General features: G+C 67.6%; 21 protein-coding genes and 1 riboswitch. Of the genes, 15 read left to right on the top strand and 6 right to left on the bottom strand.

All coding sequences use genetic code 11. The annotated features are described in order from the left end of the window. Positions 1 to 43 precede the first annotated feature (43 nt). Entirely contained in the window at positions 44 to 1,009 is a 966-nt protein-coding gene (locus E1H18_RS24115; RefSeq protein ID WP_172274056.1) for a nitronate monooxygenase family protein, read from the top strand. On the opposite strand, the gene E1H18_RS24110 is transcribed toward E1H18_RS24115, so the two are convergent. After that, on the bottom strand, positions 1,006 to 1,764 hold the full coding sequence (locus E1H18_RS24110) for a Crp/Fnr family transcriptional regulator (protein WP_172274053.1): 759 nt from the start codon (positions 1,762 to 1,764) through the stop codon (positions 1,006 to 1,008). The two genes, E1H18_RS24115 and E1H18_RS24110, sit on opposite strands and share 4 nt — an antisense overlap. 114 nt (positions 1,765 to 1,878) lie before the next feature. On the opposite strand from E1H18_RS24110, the gene E1H18_RS24105 reads away from it, so the two are divergent. Further along, positions 1,879 to 2,421: a hypothetical protein gene (locus E1H18_RS24105; RefSeq protein WP_172274050.1), complete on the top strand. Its 543-nt coding sequence runs from the start codon at positions 1,879 to 1,881 to the stop codon at positions 2,419 to 2,421. Here E1H18_RS24105 and E1H18_RS24100 read toward each other — a convergent pair. Beyond that, positions 2,414 to 2,623 carry a hypothetical protein gene (locus tag E1H18_RS24100; protein ID WP_172274047.1) on the bottom strand — a complete coding sequence of 70 codons (210 nt, stop codon included), beginning with the start codon at positions 2,621 to 2,623 and terminating at the stop codon, positions 2,414 to 2,416. The two genes, E1H18_RS24105 and E1H18_RS24100, sit on opposite strands and share 8 nt — an antisense overlap. A gap of 179 nt (positions 2,624 to 2,802) precedes the next feature. On the opposite strand from E1H18_RS24100, the gene E1H18_RS24095 reads away from it, so the two are divergent. The 5 genes from E1H18_RS24095 (at position 2,803) to E1H18_RS24075 (ending at position 6,559) form a co-directional block, all read left to right on the top strand. Then, a complete protein-coding gene (locus E1H18_RS24095) occupies positions 2,803 to 3,225 on the top strand; it encodes a TIGR02301 family protein (protein WP_172274044.1) in 423 nt (140 codons plus the stop codon). Between the two features lie 30 nt (positions 3,226 to 3,255). Then, on the top strand, positions 3,256 to 4,272 hold the full coding sequence (locus tag E1H18_RS24090) for an SPFH domain-containing protein (RefSeq protein WP_194248178.1): 1,017 nt from the start codon (positions 3,256 to 3,258) through the stop codon (positions 4,270 to 4,272). Positions 4,273 to 4,276: 4 nt separating this feature from the next. Further along, positions 4,277 to 4,738 carry an NfeD family protein gene (locus E1H18_RS24085; RefSeq protein ID WP_172274041.1) on the top strand — a complete coding sequence of 154 codons (462 nt, stop codon included), beginning with the start codon at positions 4,277 to 4,279 and terminating at the stop codon, positions 4,736 to 4,738. Positions 4,739 to 4,808: 70 nt separating this feature from the next. After that, positions 4,809 to 5,801 carry an ABC transporter ATP-binding protein gene (locus E1H18_RS24080; RefSeq protein ID WP_172274482.1) on the top strand — a complete coding sequence of 331 codons (993 nt, stop codon included), beginning with the start codon at positions 4,809 to 4,811 and terminating at the stop codon, positions 5,799 to 5,801. After that, a complete protein-coding gene (locus E1H18_RS24075; RefSeq protein WP_172274038.1) occupies positions 5,798 to 6,559 on the top strand; it encodes an ABC transporter permease in 762 nt (253 codons plus the stop codon). The genes E1H18_RS24080 and E1H18_RS24075 overlap by 4 nt, the downstream gene beginning before the upstream one ends. Before the next feature lie 82 nt (positions 6,560 to 6,641). On the opposite strand, the gene E1H18_RS24070 is transcribed toward E1H18_RS24075, so the two are convergent. The 4 genes from E1H18_RS24070 to ispH all read right to left on the bottom strand — a co-directional run bounded on the left by E1H18_RS24070 (position 6,642) and on the right by ispH (position 9,610). Further along, positions 6,642 to 7,148, bottom strand: a complete 507-nt coding sequence (locus E1H18_RS24070) for a recombinase family protein (RefSeq protein WP_172274035.1) — start codon at positions 7,146 to 7,148, stop codon at positions 6,642 to 6,644. Positions 7,149 to 7,211: 63 nt separating this feature from the next. Then, positions 7,212 to 7,658 (bottom strand): ribonuclease HI, encoded by a 447-nt coding sequence (rnhA, locus tag E1H18_RS24065; RefSeq protein ID WP_172274032.1) that lies wholly within the window; start codon positions 7,656 to 7,658, stop codon positions 7,212 to 7,214. Next, positions 7,658 to 8,608, bottom strand: coding sequence for a homoserine kinase (thrB, locus tag E1H18_RS24060; protein ID WP_172274029.1), 951 nt, complete (start codon positions 8,606 to 8,608; stop codon positions 7,658 to 7,660). The genes rnhA and thrB overlap by 1 nt, the downstream gene beginning before the upstream one ends. Positions 8,609 to 8,650: 42 nt before the next feature. Then, positions 8,651 to 9,610 (bottom strand): 4-hydroxy-3-methylbut-2-enyl diphosphate reductase, encoded by a 960-nt coding sequence (gene ispH, locus E1H18_RS24055; RefSeq protein ID WP_172274026.1) that lies wholly within the window; start codon positions 9,608 to 9,610, stop codon positions 8,651 to 8,653. Positions 9,611 to 9,754: 144 nt separating this feature from the next. Between ispH and E1H18_RS24050 the strand changes: the two genes are divergently transcribed. From E1H18_RS24050 to E1H18_RS24015, 8 genes are all read left to right on the top strand, one after another. Next, on the top strand, positions 9,755 to 10,474 hold the full coding sequence (locus E1H18_RS24050) for a Tat pathway signal sequence domain protein (protein WP_172274023.1): 720 nt from the start codon (positions 9,755 to 9,757) through the stop codon (positions 10,472 to 10,474). Continuing rightward, positions 10,471 to 12,273 (top strand): arginine--tRNA ligase, encoded by a 1,803-nt coding sequence (locus tag E1H18_RS24045; RefSeq protein ID WP_172274020.1) that lies wholly within the window; start codon positions 10,471 to 10,473, stop codon positions 12,271 to 12,273. Before E1H18_RS24050 ends, E1H18_RS24045 begins: the two co-directional genes overlap by 4 nt. Before the next feature lie 111 nt (positions 12,274 to 12,384). After that, a riboswitch (glycine riboswitch) is annotated at positions 12,385 to 12,475 on the top strand. Between the two features lie 166 nt (positions 12,476 to 12,641). After that, on the top strand, positions 12,642 to 13,754 hold the full coding sequence (gene gcvT, locus E1H18_RS24040) for a glycine cleavage system aminomethyltransferase GcvT (RefSeq protein WP_370526587.1): 1,113 nt from the start codon (positions 12,642 to 12,644) through the stop codon (positions 13,752 to 13,754). Next, positions 13,754 to 14,137, top strand: coding sequence for a glycine cleavage system protein GcvH (gene gcvH / locus E1H18_RS24035; protein WP_370526593.1), 384 nt, complete (start codon positions 13,754 to 13,756; stop codon positions 14,135 to 14,137). Before gcvT ends, gcvH begins: the two co-directional genes overlap by 1 nt. Before the next feature lie 25 nt (positions 14,138 to 14,162). Then, positions 14,163 to 15,509 carry an aminomethyl-transferring glycine dehydrogenase subunit GcvPA gene (gene gcvPA, locus E1H18_RS24030; RefSeq protein ID WP_172274011.1) on the top strand — a complete coding sequence of 449 codons (1,347 nt, stop codon included), beginning with the start codon at positions 14,163 to 14,165 and terminating at the stop codon, positions 15,507 to 15,509. Further along, on the top strand, positions 15,506 to 17,086 hold the full coding sequence (gene gcvPB, locus E1H18_RS24025; protein ID WP_172274008.1) for an aminomethyl-transferring glycine dehydrogenase subunit GcvPB: 1,581 nt from the start codon (positions 15,506 to 15,508) through the stop codon (positions 17,084 to 17,086). The genes gcvPA and gcvPB overlap by 4 nt, the downstream gene beginning before the upstream one ends. 133 nt (positions 17,087 to 17,219) lie before the next feature. Beyond that, a complete protein-coding gene (locus tag E1H18_RS24020) occupies positions 17,220 to 17,642 on the top strand; it encodes a hypothetical protein (RefSeq protein ID WP_172274005.1) in 423 nt (140 codons plus the stop codon). Further along, positions 17,639 to 18,094, top strand: a complete 456-nt coding sequence (locus E1H18_RS24015; RefSeq protein WP_172274002.1) for a hypothetical protein — start codon at positions 17,639 to 17,641, stop codon at positions 18,092 to 18,094. The genes E1H18_RS24020 and E1H18_RS24015 overlap by 4 nt, the downstream gene beginning before the upstream one ends. Positions 18,095 to 18,144 lie beyond the last annotated feature (50 nt).

Here is an 18,144-nt window from a genome sequence, read left to right as displayed (position 1 = left end):
CCGTGCGCCTAAATCCTCCCTCGAAACAAAGGGAGGAACCGGCATGGGACTGCGCACGCCGCTTTGCGATCTTCTGGATATCAAGCACCCCGTCATGCTGGCCGGCATGGGAGGGGTTTCCTATGCGCCTCTGGCGGCGGCGGTCTCCAACGCCGGGGGCTACGGTGTGCTGGGCATGGCCGGTACGACGCCCGACTTTATCCGCCAGCAGATGCGCGAGGTTCGCGCCCTGACCGACAGGCCCTTCGGCGTCGACCTGCTGGCCGCCACGCCCGAGGCTCTGACCGCCAGCGTCGAGGTCATCATCGAAGAGGGGGCGTCGTCGTTCATCGCCGGCCTGGGCGTGCCGCTGCCGATCATCGAACGCCTCAAGGCGGCGGGGCTGAAGGTCATGGTCGTCTGCGGGGCGGTCAAGCACGCGGTGAAAGCCGAGCAGGCCGGCTGCGACGCGGTGATCTGCCAGGGCGGCGAGGGCGGAGGCCATACCGGCCTGGTCGGCACCCTGCCGCTGGTGGCCCAGGCGGTCGAAGCGGTGAAGATCCCGGTGGTCGCGGCCGGCGGCCTCTATGACGGCCGGGGGCTTGCGGCGTCGCTGGCCCTCGGCGCCCAGGGCGTCTGGATGGGCACCCGCTTCATCGCCAGCCAGGAGGCCCATGCCGGCGAGCCTTATCGCCAAGCCGTGATCGAGGCCACCGACGAGGACACCATCCGCACCCGCTGCTACTCGGGCAAGCCGATGCGGGTGCGCAAGAACGGCTATGTCGACGACTGGGAGGCGCGGCCCGCCGACATCCAGCCGTTCCCGCAGCAGGCCATGACCTCAATCCGCAATCAGGCCATGGGCGGCATCGGTGGTCAGATCGAGGGGCTGGACCCCGACAAGTCCTGCTTCGCCATGGGTCAGAGCGCCGGCGGCGTCCGCGACGCCCCGCCGGCCGGCGAGATCGTGGCCCGGCTGGTGGTCGAGGCGGAAGACGCCCTGGCGAAGGCGGCGGCGTTCAGGACCTAGACCTCGACCTTCGGCAGGACTCGGCGGAAGTGGGCCTCGACCGCGTCGTGGCATTCGCAGGCGCGACGTTCCAGGCCGGCGCGGTCGCGGATGGTGACCTTGCCGCGGCCGATGTCGATGACGCCGGCGTCCTGCAGGGTGCGGGCCACGGCGCTGATCGTGGTGCGCTGCACGCCCAGCATCTGGGCCAGGGTTTCCTGGGTCAGGCGGATGGGTTCGTCGCCGGCGCGGTCGTGGGCGAACAGCAACCAGCGTCCGACTCGCTGCTCGATCGGATGCAGGGCGTTGCAGGCCGCCAGCTGCATCATCTGGGCGATCATCACGTCGGCGTAGCGATCAAACAGGTCGGCGACGACCGGCGAGGCGGTCTTGATCTCCTCCAGCTTCTGGGTCGGGACGCAGAAGGCGTGGCCGGGCGTGCGGACCACGGCTCGGCCATAGGCCGGCTTGAAGCCGGCGCTGACCACGCCGCCGATCGCGCCTTCCAGGCCGATGCTGGCGGTCTCGATTTCCTGGCCGTCGGCCGTGACCACCAGCAACGACACCTGGGTCGGGCCGCACGGCAGATAGGTGTGCTGCACGTCGTCGCCGACGTCGAACAGAACCGCCTCGGCGGGCAGGTCGACCAGCACGAGATGTGGCGCCAGAGCCGCCAGGGCGTCGGGCTTCAAGGCGGCCAACAGGCGGTTGGCGCCATAGGGCGGGGCGGCGTCGCCGTCGGCGGCGCTGCGGACGATGCGGGTGATGAGGCTCATCAAGCTCTCCGGTGGCGCTTCGACTCCTAAAGCGCGCGTCGAACGGCTTAGTTTCCCGTGGACGGCGAGACTCTTCCGACGCACCCTTCATTCGATTGGCCAAAGGGGGCGGCGATGATCGCGAAGCGGCATGTCCGGCGAAGGCTCGGTCAGTACGGCGCGCTGTGGCTAGGGTCCTTCGTCCTTACCCTGATCGTCATGGCCGCCATGGTGTTCGGCGTCGGCGCGCCCCTGGCCGAAACGGCGGACATGGCGCTGCCGGTCGCGTTCGGAGTTCTGGGCGTCCTTGTGATCGTCGGCGTCGGTCTGACCCTGGTGCGTGACGTCGGGCTGTCGACCAAGCTGGTGATCGTGACCCTGGCGTTGCTGCTGCTCCTGCCGCTCCTCTGGGCGCCGGTGCTGGCGGTGGTCGTCTCGGCCGCCCTGGCGGGCGCGTCCGTCGAATATTCCACCGCCTATGCCGGTTTCCGGATCGTGGTCAGCCGCCTGATCTATCCGCTGGCGTCCCTGCTGGGCGAGGACCCGCTGATCGGCCTGCTGTGGCAAGGCTTCCAGGTCGTGGCGTCGATCGTCGGGGCCGTGGCCTCGATCGCCCAGGTGCTAAGAGTCATCCGCCCGTACCTGTACGACGAGGACGAGACCGAAGAGGTCAGCTGAGCTGAACTGGGCGCGGCAGGGTCCAGTCGTCCTGCTGCTCGTGCATCAGGACGGGCAGGCCCAGACCCGAGGAGTGGAGGGCCAAGCGTCTCGCGGCCTCGCGGGCCTCGCGACGAGTTTCGTAGGTTCCAAAGCGCAGGTTGTCACCGATGATCGACCAGTGATGGCCGACGCGAACAACGCCGTAATGCACCTCAGTCATGGGCGTGACCTCCTTGCAGTAATCCACAGGGAAGCCCCGATCCGGGGAAGGCGCAAGTCCTTTATCACTCAAGCTTTTTCCTGACACCGATGGACAATTGTCCCCAGCCTGACGGTATGGGGCTCGCCTCCTGCGGGCGGGATCGTGACAGGCGGGCGTGGTTTGGCGATAACAGCGGCATGTCGCGTCCGTTCCTCATCGGCGTCGCCTTGAGCGCCCTTTTCGCCGTTCCCGTCCTGGCTCAGGAGCGGGACGCGGGCGAACGTCAGCGCCTGCTCGACATCGCCTATACGCTGGGCGAGAGCCATGCCCTGCGCCAGGCGTGCCAGGGCGAGGGCGACCAGTACTGGCGCGCCCGCATGGTGCGCATGACCGAGGTGGAGCAGGCCGATCAGGCCTTCGACGCCCAGATGCGCGAGCGCTTCAACACCGGCTTCGCGTCGCGTCGAAGCGAGTTTCCGACCTGCGACGACGCCAGCCGCAAGGCCGAGCAGCAAACGGCCCGCCGTGGCCAGGCTCTGGCCCGCCGGCTCTCGCAATCGGTTCGCCAAGCCGCTCGCCCAGCGCCGGATTCCATGGCGGAAGGCGAAGGAGCGCGCTAACCTCGACCTTAAGTTTTAAGGGAGAGCGTTTTGGGCACGTCGATCGTCGTTGTGGTGCTGTTGATCCTGGCGTTCGCGCTGGTGTTCAGCGTGATCAAGATCGTCCCGCAGGGGCGCGAGTTCACCGTCGAGCGGTTCGGCCGCTACACCCGCACCCTCAAGCCCGGCATCAGCATCCTGACCCCGTTCGTCGAGACGATCGGCCGCCGCGTCAACATGATGGAGCAGGTTTTGGAGGTGCCTCAGCAGGAGGTCATCACCAAGGACAACGTCTCGGTGAAGGTCGACGCCATCGTCTTCATCCAGGTGATGGACGCGTCCCAGGCGGCCTACCGTGTCGACAACCTGATTTACGCCATCACCCAGTTGGCCCAGACCAACCTGCGCACCGTGGTCGGCTCGCTGGAGCTGGACGAGGTGCTGAGCCAGCGCGACCAGATCAACACCCGCCTGCTGTCGACGATCGACCATGCGACGGGGCCGTGGGGCGTGAAGATCGCCCGCATCGAGATCAAGGACCTGACCCCGCCGGCCGACATCACCAACGCCATGGCCCGCCAGATGAAGGCCGAGCGTGAGCGCCGCGCCGTCATCACCGAGGCCGAGGGCGAGAAGCAAGCCGCCATCGCCCGCGCCGAGGGCCAGAAGCAGGGCGCCATTCTCGAGGCCGAGGGCCGTCGTGAAGCCGCCTTCCGCGACGCCGAAGGCCGCGAACGTGAAGCCGAGGCCGAGGCGAAAGCCACCGCCATGGTGTCGGCCGCCATCGCCGAGGGCGACGTCAACGCCATCAACTATTTCGTCGCCCAGAAATATGTGGAGGCGTTCGCCGAACTGGCCCGCAGTCCGCAGCAAAAGACCGTCATCGTGCCCGCCGACTTCGCCGGCCTGACCGGTACGGTCGCGGGCGTGGGCGAACTGGTGAAGTCGCTCAGCGCCGACGTTCCGCGCTCGCCGCCGCTGCAACCCGCCGCCCAGCGCGCGCGCCCGGTGGCGACGTCGCCGGTTCCCCCGACCATCACGCCGCCCGGCGGCAAGCGCGGAGCTTAAGGCCATGCACGCCGTCGCCGGTTTCTACGCCCTGCAACCGTTCTGGCTGTGGCTGGGACTGGCGGCGCTGTTCCTGGCGATCGAGGTCGCCAGCGGCACGGGCTGGCTGCTGTGGCCGGCCGCCAGCGCCTTCGTCGTAGGCCTGCTGGCCCAGGCGATCCATCCGGGCTTCGTCCTGGAGCTGGGCCTTTTCGCCGTCCTGACGATCGCCTCGACCTATCTGGCTCGGCGCTTCCTGCCGCCGGTGCTGGAGGCCAAGGGTCCGGATCTCAACGACCCCCTGCAGCGTCTGGTCGGCCAGCGCGGCCAGGTGCTGTCGGCGTTCGAACAGGGGCGCGGCCGCGTGTTCGTCGACGGCAAGGACTGGGCTGCTGAAACCGACGAGCCGCTCTCCGCCGCCAGCCAGGAAGTGGTGGTCACGGCCGTGGCTGGCGCGGTGCTCAAGGTGCGCCCGATCGCGACCTGAAAGCGCCTGCTGACAGAAGTCAGCCGCCTCCCTGTTATGACCCCCTGTTATATCGGCCAAGCGACACCATCTGAGGCCGGCTTTTGAAAAGGGGGAGCGCTGCGGCCGTGTCGCCGTTGCGCTCAAGGGAGACCGCGTGACCTCCATCATATCGGTAAAGGGTCTGAACAAGACCTATGCCTCGGGCCATCAGGCCCTGAAGACCATCGACCTCGACATCCGACAGGGCGAGATCTTCGCCCTGCTCGGCCCGAACGGGGCGGGCAAGACGACGCTGATCAGCATCATCTGCGGCATCGTCAATCCCAGCCAGGGCGTGGTGCTGGCCGACGGCCATGACGTCGTGAAGGACTACCGCGCCGCCCGGACCAAGATCGGTCTGGTGCCGCAGGAACTGAACACCGACGCCTTCGAGACGGTCTGGGCCACGGTCAGCTTCTCGCGGGGTCTGTTCGGCAAGCCGCGCAACGACGCCCTGATCGAGAAGATCCTTCGCGACCTGTCCCTGTGGGACAAGAAGGACAGCAAGATCATGGCGCTGTCGGGCGGCATGAAGCGCCGGGTGATGATCGCCAAGGCGCTGAGCCACGAGCCGACCATCCTGTTCCTGGACGAGCCCACCGCCGGCGTCGACGTCGATCTGCGCCGCGACATGTGGGAGATGGTGCGGGGTCTGCGTGAGCGCGGGGTCACCATCATCCTGACCACCCACTACATCGAGGAAGCCGAGGAAATGGCCGACCGGATCGGGGTGATCCGCAAGGGCGAGATCATCCTGGTCGAGGACAAGGACGTCCTCATGCGCAAGCTGGGCAAGAAGCAGCTGACCCTGCAGCTGCAGAGCCCGCTCGAGGCCCTGCCGGCCAACCTCATGGGCCACGCCCTGGAACTGGCCAAGGACGGCAACGAGCTGATCTACACCTTCGACGCCCAGGCCGAGGAAACCGGCATCGCCGACCTCTTGCGCCGCCTCAGCAATGAAGGCGTGGACTTCAAAGACCTGCACACCAGCCAGAGCTCGCTGGAAGAAATCTTCGTCAGCCTGGTGAGGGACGCGAAATGAACGTCCATGCAATCAAAGCCATCTACCGCTTCGAGCTGGCGCGGTGGTTCCGCACCCTGCTGCAGAGCATCCTGGCGCCGGTGATCTCGACCTCGCTGTATTTCGTGGTGTTCGGCTCGGCGATCGGCTCGCGGATGCAGTCGATCGACGGGGTCAGCTACGGGGCCTTCATCATCCCGGGTCTGGTCATGCTGTCGCTGCTCAGCGAGAGCATCTCCAACGCCTCGTTCGGCATCTACATGCCCAAGTGGGCCGGCACGATCTATGAGCTTCTCTCGGCCCCGGTGTCGTGGATCGAGACGGTGATGGGTTATGTCGGGGCGGCGGCGACCAAGTCGGTGCTGCTGGGCCTGCTGATCCTGGCCACGGCGCGCCTGTTCGTGCCGTTCGAGATCGCCCACCCGTTCGTGATGGCGCTGTTCCTGGTGCTGACGGCGGTGACCTTCAGCCTGTTCGGCTTCGTGATCGGGGTCTGGGCCGACAACTTCCAGAAGCTGCAGATCGTGCCGGCGCTGATCATCACGCCGCTGACCTTCCTGGGCGGCAGCTTCTACTCGATCAACATGTTGCCGCCGATCTGGCAGAAGATCACCCTGCTGAACCCGGTCGTCTATCTGATCAGCGGCTTCCGCTGGAGCTTCTACGGCGTCTCCGACGTCGGCGTCGGCATCAGCCTGGCCATGACGACGGTGTTCCTGGTCATCTGCCTGACCGCCGTGTGGCTGATCTTCAAGACCGGCTACCGGATCAAGGTCTGATCCATAAACCGCTCATCCCCGCGAAGGCGGGGACCCAAGCCGAGCCAGCGGGTTCTTAGAAGCCTCACCAATCGGCTGCGAGTCAGCTTGGGTCCCCGCCTTCGCGGGGATGAGCGGTGGTGGGGGGCTCTTTCTCTCCGGGCTTTTCTGAAGCGCCAGTCTTCAGGCCCTTCATGCCGCCCGCCTTGCCGCCCTTGGCGATCAAGGCCGCTTCGGCGGCGCGGACCATCGGGCGTTCGCGGCTGAAGCCGGCCAGCATCTGGCAGGTCTCGAAGAAGCCGGGCTGGGTGCGGGTATCGACGTCCGGCTGCTGGACGATCAGGTGCAGACCGCGCGCCTGCAGTTTCAGCACCGCCTCGACCAGGCCGGCCATGTCGCCGGCCAGGGCGTGGAAGCTGGGCACCGCCACCGCGCCGCCCGGCTCCAGCGCGTCCAGGGCGCGCTGCAGGCCGGGTCGCACCACGCCCGAGGCCAGGCAGCGGTCGCTGAAGACCTCCTGGCAGCCCAGCAGCAGCAGGCGCTCCTCCTGCGCGGGGCTGAAGAAGATCCCGCGCACGGGCGGCACGCGATAGTAGCCGACGAGATTCATCGGGCGTGCTTGGCAAACCCCGCGCGGCTTGGCGAGGGCTTTGTCCAAACGTCCACAGTTGGGTTAGTAGCGCGGATTGGCCTTGCGCAGGCCTTCGTTGGCCAGGGCGTCGGCGCGCTCGTTCAGCGGATGGCCGGCGTGACCCTTGACCCAGCGCCAGTCGACCTCGTGGCGATCACGGGCGGCGTCGAGACGCTTCCACAGGTCGTCGTTCTTGACGGGGCTCTTGTCGGCGGTCTTCCAGCCGCGCGCCTTCCAGCCGCGGATCCATTCCTGGATGCCCTTCATCACGTACTGGCTGTCGGTGTGCAGCTCGACCTTGCAGGGGCGGTTCAGCAGCTCCAGCGCCTGGATGGCGGCCATCAGCTCCATGCGGTTGTTGGTCGTCGCCGGCTCGCCGCCGGTGATTTCCTTCTTCTTGTCGCCATAGAAGAGGATGGCGCCCCAGCCGCCCGGGCCGGGATTCCCCTTGCAGGCGCCGTCGGTATAGATCGTGACCTTGGGCGTCATCAGAACAGCACCAGGCCCTCGCGGTGGACGGCCAGCTTGCGCTCGTACTCCAGCGGATCCTTGGGTCGGACAAGGGCGCCGGCGGGCGTCGCGCCCCAGTCGGCCAGGCGGGTCAGAAAGAAGCGCATGGCCGCGCCGCGCGCCAGGATCGGCAGGGCTTCCTTTTCGGCCGGGCTCAGCGGCCGGCGGCGCTCGTAGCCGTTCAGCAACGCCTTGGCGGCGGTGATGTTGAAGCTGCCGTCCGCCTCGAAGCACCAGGCATTCAGGGTCACGGCCACATCGTAGGCATAGGCGTCGTCGCAGGCGAAATAGAAGTCGATCGCCGCCGCGAACTTGCCGTCCGGCTTGAAGAAGACGTTGTCGGGGAAATAGTCGGCGTGGATCGGGCCGGCCGGCAAGGTGCGCGGCCACATCAAAGAGAGCTGCGCCAGATCGTTGTCGATCGTCGCCGACAGGCCGGGCTTCAGATCCTCGGCCGCCTTGCGGTGCTTGGAGAACAGCGAAGCCCAGGCGGTCTGGCCCAGGTCGTTGGCGCGGCGGCCGGGATAGCCTTCGCCGGCCAGGTGCAGCCAGGCCAGGCCTTCACCGGCTTCGCGGCAGTGGGCGGGGGTGGGCTTTCGCACCGAGAGACCAGGCAGAAACTCGACGATCGCCGCCGACTTGCCGCGCAGGGTCGACAGCGTCTCGCCCTTGCGGTCCGGGATGGGGCGGGCGCTGGGATAGCCCTTGTCGGCCAGCCAGGTCAGCATGTTGAGGAAGTAGGGCAGCTCCTGCGCTTTCACACGCCGCTCGTAGACGGTGAGAATGTAGCGCCCCTTCTCCGTCTCCAGCAGGAAGTTGGAGTTCTCCACGCCCTCGGCGATGCCCTTGAACGCCAGCGGCGCGCCAAGGTCGTAGCCCTGCAGGAAGGTCGCGAGTTCTTCGTCGGTGATGTCGGTATAGACGGCCATGGCGTCGGGATGCGCGACCGGACGCCTGTGGTCAAGCCGCCCTTACGCGGTCAGCAGCCTCGGCAGCTTGAACGTGATGGTCTCGCGAGCTTCGACCAGTTCCTCGACATTGGTGTCGAAGCGGGCCGAGATGGCGTCGATGACGCCCTGCACCAGGTCTTCCGGGGCCGAAGCGCCGGCGGTCAGGCCGACGCGGTCGATGCCGTCGAACCAGGCCCAGTCGATGTCCTTGGCGTCGTCGATCAGATAGGCGGCGCTGGCGCCGGCCTTCAGGCCCACCTCCTTGAGGCGCACCGAGTTCGACGAGTTGCGCGACCCGACCACCAGCACCAGTTGCGACTGTTCGGCCAGGTGCTTGACCGCGTCCTGGCGGTTGGTCGTGGCGTAGCAGATGTCTTCCTTGTGCGGGGCGGCGATGCCCGGGAAGCGCTCGCGCAGCAGGGCCACCATGTCGGCGGTGTCGTCCACCGACAGGGTGGTCTGGGTCAGGAAGGCGACGTTGGACGCATCCTTGGGGGTCCAGGCGGCGGCGTCGTGGATGTCCTCGATCAGCGTCACCGAGCCCTCGGGCAGCTGGCCCATGGTGCCGATCACCTCGGGGTGGCCGGCATGGCCGATCAGCACGATCTCGCGGCCGGCGTCGAAATGCTTCTGGGCCTCGACATGGACCTTGGAAACCAGCGGGCAGGTGGCGTCGAGATAGATCATCTCGCGGGCCTTGGCTTCGGCCGGCACCGACTTGGGCACGCCGTGGGCCGAGAACACCACGGGACGGTCGTCGGGGGCCTCGGACAACTCTTCGATGAACACCGCACCCATCGCCTTCAGGCGGTCGACCACGTGGCGGTTGTGGACGATCTCGTGGCGCACATAGACCGGCGCGCCGAACTTCTCGACGGCGCGCTCGACGATCTGGATGGCGCGATCGACGCCGGCGCAGAAGCCGCGCGGGCTGGCGAGCACGAGCGAGATCGGGCGGCGGACGGGCGAATGGGCGTTCATGACGCGGAAACTAGTCTCTCGGGCGGTCTGACGCCAGGAGTCTGCGTCGTTGCGACGTCACGCATATGCCTTTATCAGGCTGCATGACGCCGATGGGGCTGGATGGTCCCGCTTGGCTACTTCTTCTTCCGGACCAGACGTTTCATGCGCCGCAAAGTCTCGCTCGCCCTCAGAGCCCTGATGGTCGTCTCGCTCGCCGCGACGGCGTCGATCGCTCACGCCCAGCAAGGCCCGGGCGGCGGCGGCGGTGGCGATGACGGCGAAGCGGCCAAGCGCAAGAAGCGCGACGCCGAATGGAACCAGCCCAAGGCGCCGCTTCAGCAGCTGCGCAACGCCGGCCCGTGCCCCTTCGTGAAGGTGCTGTACGACGCCAGCCGCTATGTCGAGTTCAAGGACGGCAAGGAATCCGCCGCCCAGGCCGGCTACACCGGCGAATTGCAGAGCATCTCCTCGGGATGCGCCTACAAGAGCGATGAGCCTATCCGCATCCGCATCGAGGCGCTGTTCCAGCTGGGCCGTGGTCCGCAGGCCCAGGGCGACAAGCACACCTATCGCTACTGGGTGGCGGTCACCGAGCGCAATCAGTCGGTCATCGCCAAGGAATATTTCGATCTGCCGGTGAGCTTCGCGCCGGGCCAGGACCGCGTCTACACCCGTGAGGCGATCGAATCGATCACCATCCCGCGGGCCGACGAGAAGGTCAGCGGCGGCAACTTCGAAGTGCTGCTCGGTTTCGACGTGACCCCGGAAATGGCCGCCTTCAACCGTGACGGCAAGCGCTTCCGCGTCAATGCGGGCCAGGCCGCGCAACAAGCCCAAACCCAGACGGGCAAGACCCAAGCAGGGACGACTACCAACCCATGAACGATTTGAAGCGGTCCCTGAGCGAGGCGGCCGCGGCCGCTTTCCAGGCCGCCGGACTGCCTCCCGAATTCGGTCGCGTCACCGCGTCCGACCGTCCCGACCTGGCTGATTTCCAGTGCAACGGCGCCCTTGCGGCCGCCAAGAGCGCCAAGCGCAATCCGCGCGAGATCGCCGTCCAGGTGGTCGACATCCTGAAGGGCGACCCGCGCCTGGCCTCGGTCGAGATCGCTGGCGTCGGCTTCATCAACATGCGCGTCAGCGACGAGGCTCTCTCGGCCCGCGCGCGCGAGATCGCCGCTGATGATCGCGCCGGCGCTCAGCTGCTGGAAGATCCGCGCCGGGTGCTGATCGACTATGCCGGCCCCAACGTCGCCAAGCCGATGCACGTGGGCCACCTGCGCGCCTCGATCATCGGCGAGTCGATCAAGCGCCTGTACCGCTTCCGCGGCGACGACGTGGTGGGCGACGCCCACTTCGGCGACTGGGGCTTCCAGATGGGCCTGCTGATCTCGGCGATCATCGACGAGGACGCCTTCATCCGCGCCCTGATGGACAAGCTGCCGGAAGCGCCGCGCGGCTTTTCCGCCGCCGACGAAGCCAAGGTCATGGCCGAGTTCGAGAGCCGCATCACCCTGGCCGACCTCGACCGCATCTATCCGGCCGCCTCGGTGCGACAGAAGGAAGATCCGGCGTTCAAGGAGCGCGCCCGCAAGGCCACCGCCGAGCTGCAGAACGGCCGCTTCGGCTACCGTCTGCTGTGGAGCCACTTCGTCAAGGTCAGCCGCGTGGCCCTGGAGCGCGAGTTCCATGCCCTGGGCGTCGACTTCGATCTGTGGAAGGGCGAGAGCGACGTCAACGACTTGATCGAGCCGATGGTCCGCCAGCTCGAGGACAAGGGCCTGCTGGTCTCCGACCAGGGCGCCCGCATCGTCCGCGTCTCGCGCGAGGACGACAAGCAGGACGTGCCGCCGCTGCTGGTGGTGTCGTCGGAAGGTTCGGCCATGTACGGCACGACCGACCTGGCCACGATCCTGGACCGCCGCAAGTCGTTCGATCCGCACCTGATCCTCTACTGCGTGGACCAGCGTCAGGCCCTGCACTTCGAGACCGTGTTCCGCGCCGCCTATCTGGCCGGCTACGCGCAAGAGGGCGGGCTGGAGCATATCGGCTTCGGCACGATGAACGGCACGGACGGCAAGCCCTTCAAGACCCGCGCCGGCGGCGTCCTGAAGCTGCACGACCTGATCGAGATGGCCCGCGAAAAGGCCCGCGAGCGCCTGCGCGAAGCCGGCCTCGGCGCCGAGTTGCCCGAGGACCAGTTCGAGGAGACGGCGCACAAGGTGGGCGTCGCCGCCCTGAAGTTCGCCGATCTGCAGAACTTCCGCGGCACGTCGTACGTCTTCGACCTCGACCGCTTCACCAGCTTCGAGGGCAAGACCGGCCCTTACCTGCTGTACCAGTCGGTGCGCATCAAGAGCGTGCTGCGTCGCGCCTCGGAGGCCGGCGCCGTCGCCGGTCGCATCGCCATCCACGAGCCCGCCGAGCGCGACCTGGCCATGCTGCTGGACGCCTTCGAGGGCGCCCTGCAGGAGGCCTACGACAAGAAGGCCCCGAACTTCGTCGCCGAGCACGCCTACAAGCTGGCCCAGTCGTTCTCGAAGTTCTACGCCGCCTGCCCGATCATGGGCGCCGACAACGAAACGCTGCGAGCCTCGCGCCTGTCGCTGGCCGAGACCACCCTGCGTCAGTTGGAGCTGACCCTGGACCTGCTTGGCATCGAAGCGCCGGAACGGATGTAATCCGCACGCCCCTTTCCCGGCGATGGGAGAGGGGCGCTGCTTTTCCCGGCAAACAGGCCGGGCTCAGGCAGGGCCAGCTTGACTCGGACCCGCCCCTCCCGCATTGAGCCGACGACCCTCGCGGGAGACATCGGGATTCGATCCCGAGGCCGAAGGCGCAACCGCCCCGGAAACGCTCAGGCAAAAGGACCGCGCGGGTTTAGAAACGCTGGAAAGTAGCCTCTCGAAAGAGCGGCTCGCCGAAGGAGCAAGGCCAAACCCGTCCGGCAGAGGGGCGAGGCCGGAATCTCTCAGGTCCAAGGGACAGCGGGGGCGCGACCAACCGGCGGATGCCGGTCGTCTCGCCGACCCCGTTTGGAGCCCGCCGCGTGTCTGATCAAGACCTCAAGAAGACCCCGTTGTACGACGCCCACGTGGCGGCCGGCGCCCGCATGGTGCCGTTCGCGGGCTATTCCATGCCGGTGCAGTACAAGGACGGGGTGCTGAAAGAGCACCTCTGGACCCGCGAGCACGCCGGCCTGTTCGACGTCTCGCACATGGGCCAGGCCCGACTGCGCGGCGACAACCCCGCCAAGAGCTTCGAGAAGGTGGTCTCGGCCGACTATCAGGGCCTGAAGGCCGGCAAGCAGCGCTACGGCGTGCTGCTGAACGCCGACGGCGGCATCATCGACGACCTGATGACCGCGCGTCCCGACGACGACGGCCTGTTCGTGGTCGTCAACGGCGCCTGCAAGGACAACGACTACAAGATCATCGCCGAGGCCCTGGCCGGCGAGGCCACGGTGACCCGCCTGGAAGACCGCGCGCTGCTGGCGCTGCAAGGCCCCGAGGCCGCCGCCGTGCTGGCCGCCCATGTGCCGGAAGCCGCGCAGATGGTGTTCATGGACACCAAGGCCCTGACCGCCTTCGGCGTTGACGCCATCATCTCGCGCTCGGGCTATACTGGCGAGGACGGCTACGAGATCTCGGTCCCGGCCGACGCCGCCGAGCGGATCTGGAACACCCTGCTGGCCGACGAGCGCGTCAAGCCGATCGGCCTGGGCGCGCGCGACAGCCTGCGTCTTGAAGCCGGCCTGCCGCTGTACGGCCATGACCTGGACGAGACGGTCTCGCCGATCGAGGGCGGCTTGAACTTCGCCGTCGGCAAGTCGCGCCGCGAGGCTGGCGACTATCTGGGCGCGACCCGCATCGCCAAGGAGCTGGCTGGCGAGCTCTCGCGCGTCCGCATCAATCTCAAGGTGCTGGAAGGGGCTCCGGCCCGCGAAGGCGCCGAGATCGCCAACGAAGCCGGTAACGTCATCGGCAAGATCACCAGCGGCGGCTTCGCGCCCTCGCTGGGTTTCCCCATCGCCATCGGCTTCGCCCCACCGGCCTTCGCCGTCGTTGGGACGAAGTTGAAAGTCATCGTGCGCGGCAAGCAGGCCGCCGCTGAAGTCGTTGCGACGCCGTTCGTCGCCAATCGTTACGTCCGCAAACTCTAATCCAAGGGCCGGAAAAGATGCGTTTCACCAAAGATCATGAGTGGGTCATCGTCGAAGGCGACGTCGCCACCGTCGGCATCAGCGCCTATGCCGCCGAGCAACTGGGCGACGTGGTGTTCGTCGAAGTTCCGGAAGCCGGCAAGACCGTGAAGCAAGGCGACGGCCTGGCCGTCGTCGAGAGCGTCAAGGCGGCCTCGGACGTCTATGCCCCGGTGTCGGGCGAGGTCGTCGAAGGCAATGCTGAACTCGGCGACGCGCCGGAAACGGTCAACGCCCTGCCGGAAAGCGGCGGCTGGTTCGCCAAGATCAAGCTGAGCAACCCGAGCGAAGTCGAGGCCCTGATGGACCGCGACGCGTACGAAGCGTTCCTGAGCACCCTCTAACTTTCGACCCCACGAAAGCAGATCAATGCGTTACCTCCCCCTGACCCCCGAAGACCGCGTCGAGATGCTCGGCGCGATCGGCGTGAAGTCGATCGACGACCTGTTCGTCGACGTGCCGGCCTCGGCCCGCCGCGACGGAACCGTCGACCTGCCGCTGCACGCCGGCGAAATCGAAGTCGAGCGCGAGATGGCGGGCCTGGCCCGTCGCAACCGTTCGGCGGGGGAGGGACCGTTCTTCTGCGGGGCCGGCGCCTATCGCCACCACGTGCCGGCCACGGTCGACCACATCATCCAGCGGTCGGAATTCCTGACCAGCTACACGCCCTACCAGCCGGAAATCGCTCAGGGCACCCTGCAGGTCCTGTTCGAGTTCCAGACCCAGGTCGCTGCCCTGACCGGCATGGAAGTGGCCAACGCCTCGCTCTATGACGGCTCGACCGGCGCGGCCGAGGCCGTGATGATGGCCCAGCGCGTCACCCGTCGGAACAAGGCGGTGATGTCGGGCGGCGTCCACCCGCACTACATCGAGACCATCGAGACCCTGGCCCACGCGGCCGGCGTCACGACCCAGGCTATGCCCGCGGCCGTCGACGCCGAGGACGCGGTGATCGCCGCCATCGACCAAGATACCGCCTGCGTCGTCGTCCAGACCCCGAACGTGTTCGGCACGGTCACCGACGTCACCAAGATCGCCGAGGCCGCTCACGCCGCCGGCGCGTTGCTGATCGTCGTGACCACGGAGGCCGTCTCCTACGGCCTGCTGAAGTCGCCGGGCGAGATGGGCGCGGACATCGCCGTGGCCGAGGGCCAGTCGATCGGCAACGGCCTGAACTTCGGCGGCCCCTATGTCGGCCTCTTCGCCTGCAAGGAAAAGTTCGTCCGCCAGATGCCGGGCCGCCTGTGCGGCGAGACGGTCGACGCCGACGGCAAGCGCGGTTTCGTGCTGACCCTGTCGACCCGCGAGCAGCACATCCGCCGCGACAAGGCGACGTCGAACATCTGCACCAACAGCGGCCTGTGCGCCCTGGCTTTCTCGATCCACATGAGCCTGCTGGGTGAGACTGGTCTGCGCCAGCTGGCCGCCCTGAATCACCAGAAGGCGCTCGCCCTGCGCGACGCCCTGAAGGCCGTGCCGGGCGTCGAGGTCCTGACCCCGCGCTTCTTCAACGAGTTCGCCATCCGCGTGCCGGGCAAGGCCGCCGAGGTCGTCGAGACCCTGGCCGGCCACGGCGTCATCGCCGGCGTGCCGTTCTCGCGCCTCGATGCGGGCGCGGGCCTGGACGACGTGCTGCTGGTCGCGGCCACCGAGACCACGCTCGACATCGACATCACTTTCTTCGCCAAGATCCTGTCCAAGGTGGTGGGCCAATGAGCATGAACAACGTCGGCCGCCCCACGCGCCCGGAAACCGCCGCCAATGACGGCTCGAACGGCCATGAAACCCTGACCGGCAATCGCGGTCTGCTCCAGAACGAAGCCCTGATCTTCGAACTGGATGGCTGGAACAAGACCGGCGTCGACCTGCCGCAAGCCGCCGCGCCGTCGAGCGACCTGGCCGGCCTGCTGCGCGCCGAGCCGATCGGCCTGCCGGGCCTGTCGGAGCCGGAAGCCGTCCGCCACTACGTGCGCCTGTCGCAGAAGAACCACGCCATCGACCTGGCGCTGTATCCGCTGGGCTCGTGCACGATGAAGCACAATCCGCGGCTGAACGAGAAGATGGCGCGCCTGCCGGGCTTCTCCGACATCCACCCGCTGCAGCCGCAGTCGACCGTGCAGGGCGCCCTGCAGCTGATGGACCGCCTGGCCCACTGGCTGAAGACCCTGACCGGCATGCCCGCCGTCGCCCTGAGCCCCAAGGCCGGCGCCCACGGCGAGCTGTGCGGCCTGCTGGCCATCCGCGCCGCCCACGAGGCGGCCGGCAACGGGCACCGCAAGACCGTCCTGGCCCCGACCAGCGCCCACGGCACCAACCCGGCCACGGCGGCCTTCGTCGGCTACACCGTCGTCGAGATCGCCCAGACCGATGACGGCCGCGTCGACCTGGCGGACCTGGAGTCCAAGCTGGGCGACCACGTGGCCGCCATCATGGTCACCAACCCCAACACCTGCGGCCTGTTCGAGCGCGACGTCGTCGAGATCGCTCGTCTGACCCATGCGGCAGGCGCTTACTTCTACTGCGACGGCGCCAACTTCAACGCCATCGTCGGCCGGGTGCGCCCGGGCGACCTGGGCGTCGACGCCATGCACATCAACCTGCACAAGACCTTTTCGACGCCCCACGGCGGCGGCGGTCCGGGCGCGGGCCCGGTGGTGCTGTCCGAAGCCCTGGCCGCCTTCGCCCCGACGCCCTGGCTGGTCCATGGCGACGACGGCTTCGAGATGGTCGAGCACGCCGGCGAAGAGGGCGCCAAGACCGCCTTCGGCCGAATGAGCGCCTTCCACGGCCAGATGGGCATGTATGTCCGCGCCTACGCCTACATGCTGAGCCATGGGGCCGACGGTCTGCGGCAGGTGGCCGAGGACGCCGTCCTCAACGCCAACTACATCAAGGCCAAGCTGAAGGACGTGATGAGCCCGGCCTTCCCGGAAGGGCCGTGCATGCACGAGGCCCTGTTCGACGACAGCTGGCTGGAAGGCACCGGGGTGACCACGCTCGACTTCGCCAAGGCGATGATCGACGAGGGCTTCCATCCGATGACCATGTACTTCCCGCTGGTCGTCCACGGCGCGATGCTGATCGAGCCGACCGAGACCGAGAGCAAGCAGGAGCTGGATCGCTTCATCGAGGCGCTGCGTCTGCTGGCCGGCGCGGCGAAGGCGGGCGAGACCGAGCGCTTCAAGGGCGCGCCGTTCCATGCGCCGCTCAAGCGCCTGGACGAGACCCAGGCGGCCCGCAAGCCCCGGTTGAGGTGGAAACCTGTTGCTGCGGCGCCACTCGCAGCTGAATAGTAAAGTCCATACCCCGTGATCGCGGGAGGGCGCCTTTACGGCGTCCTCCCTGGTCCACATATCGGGGATGCGCATCGGGGCTGGCTGGCTGATCCAGGCAGCAGGCGAACGCGAGCTTCGTTTCGCCCCTCCCATGATTGCTATCGCCCTCGCCATGCCGCGCACACGCCGCACCGCCGATGACCTCGCCCGGGATCTCATCGCCCGTGTGTTGCGCATCGTGCTGGTCACGCTGGGCGTGCTGCTGGTGATTGGCGGCATCGTCATCGCGCCGCTGCCGGGTCCGATGGGCCTGCCCCTGACCGTGCTGGGCCTGATGCTGGTGCTGCGCAACTCGTTCAAGGCGCGCAAGCAGTTCGTCCGCTTCCAGCACGCTCACCCCAAGCTGATCTTCCCGCTGCGTCGCCTCCTGCGCCGCGAACCCGAGGTCGTGCTGGTGGCCTGGCAGCAGGCCCTGCGCGTCGAGCGGCTGATCGTGCCGCGCAAGTGGCGGGTGGCCGTGCGCTGGCGCAAGTCGGCCAAGCGCCGTGGCGCCATGAAGCGCGCGGGACGGTGACCGCCACCGCTTCGGCGATCCAGATCCGACAACGTGCGCGCCGCCGCGCGCGGCTGGCCCTGCTGCTGCGCGAGCTGGCGGCTCGGGTCTTTCGCTGGATCGCCCTGGGGTTCGGGGCCCTGGTGATCCTGGCCGGGGCGATCCTGACGCCGCTGCCGGGGCATGTGGGCCTGCCGCTGCTGGTCCTGGGCCTGATGGTGGTGCTGCGCTACTCGTTCCAGGCCCGCAAGACCTTCATCCGCTGGCAGCGCCGCCATCCCAAGCTGGTCTTTCCGATCCGTCGCCTGATGCGCCGCGAGCCGGAAGTGCTGCTGGTCGTCTGGCAACAGATGCTGCGCACCGAGAAGCTGGTCCTGCGCAAAGCCCGCTGGCGGCTGCTCAAGCGCACGCGCAAGAAGGCCAAGCGCTACGTCGCGCGCAAGATGGCCGAGCACAATAAGGCGTCGGCCTGAACTCTTTGCCGTCTTGGGGATTGAGGGACGGCCAAGGCCGTTCGGGTCCC

The organism is Caulobacter sp. RHG1, assembly GCF_013181195.1.
GTDB lineage: Bacteria > Pseudomonadota > Alphaproteobacteria > Caulobacterales > Caulobacteraceae > Caulobacter.
This window is presented reverse-complemented; position numbering and strand designations above follow the sequence as displayed.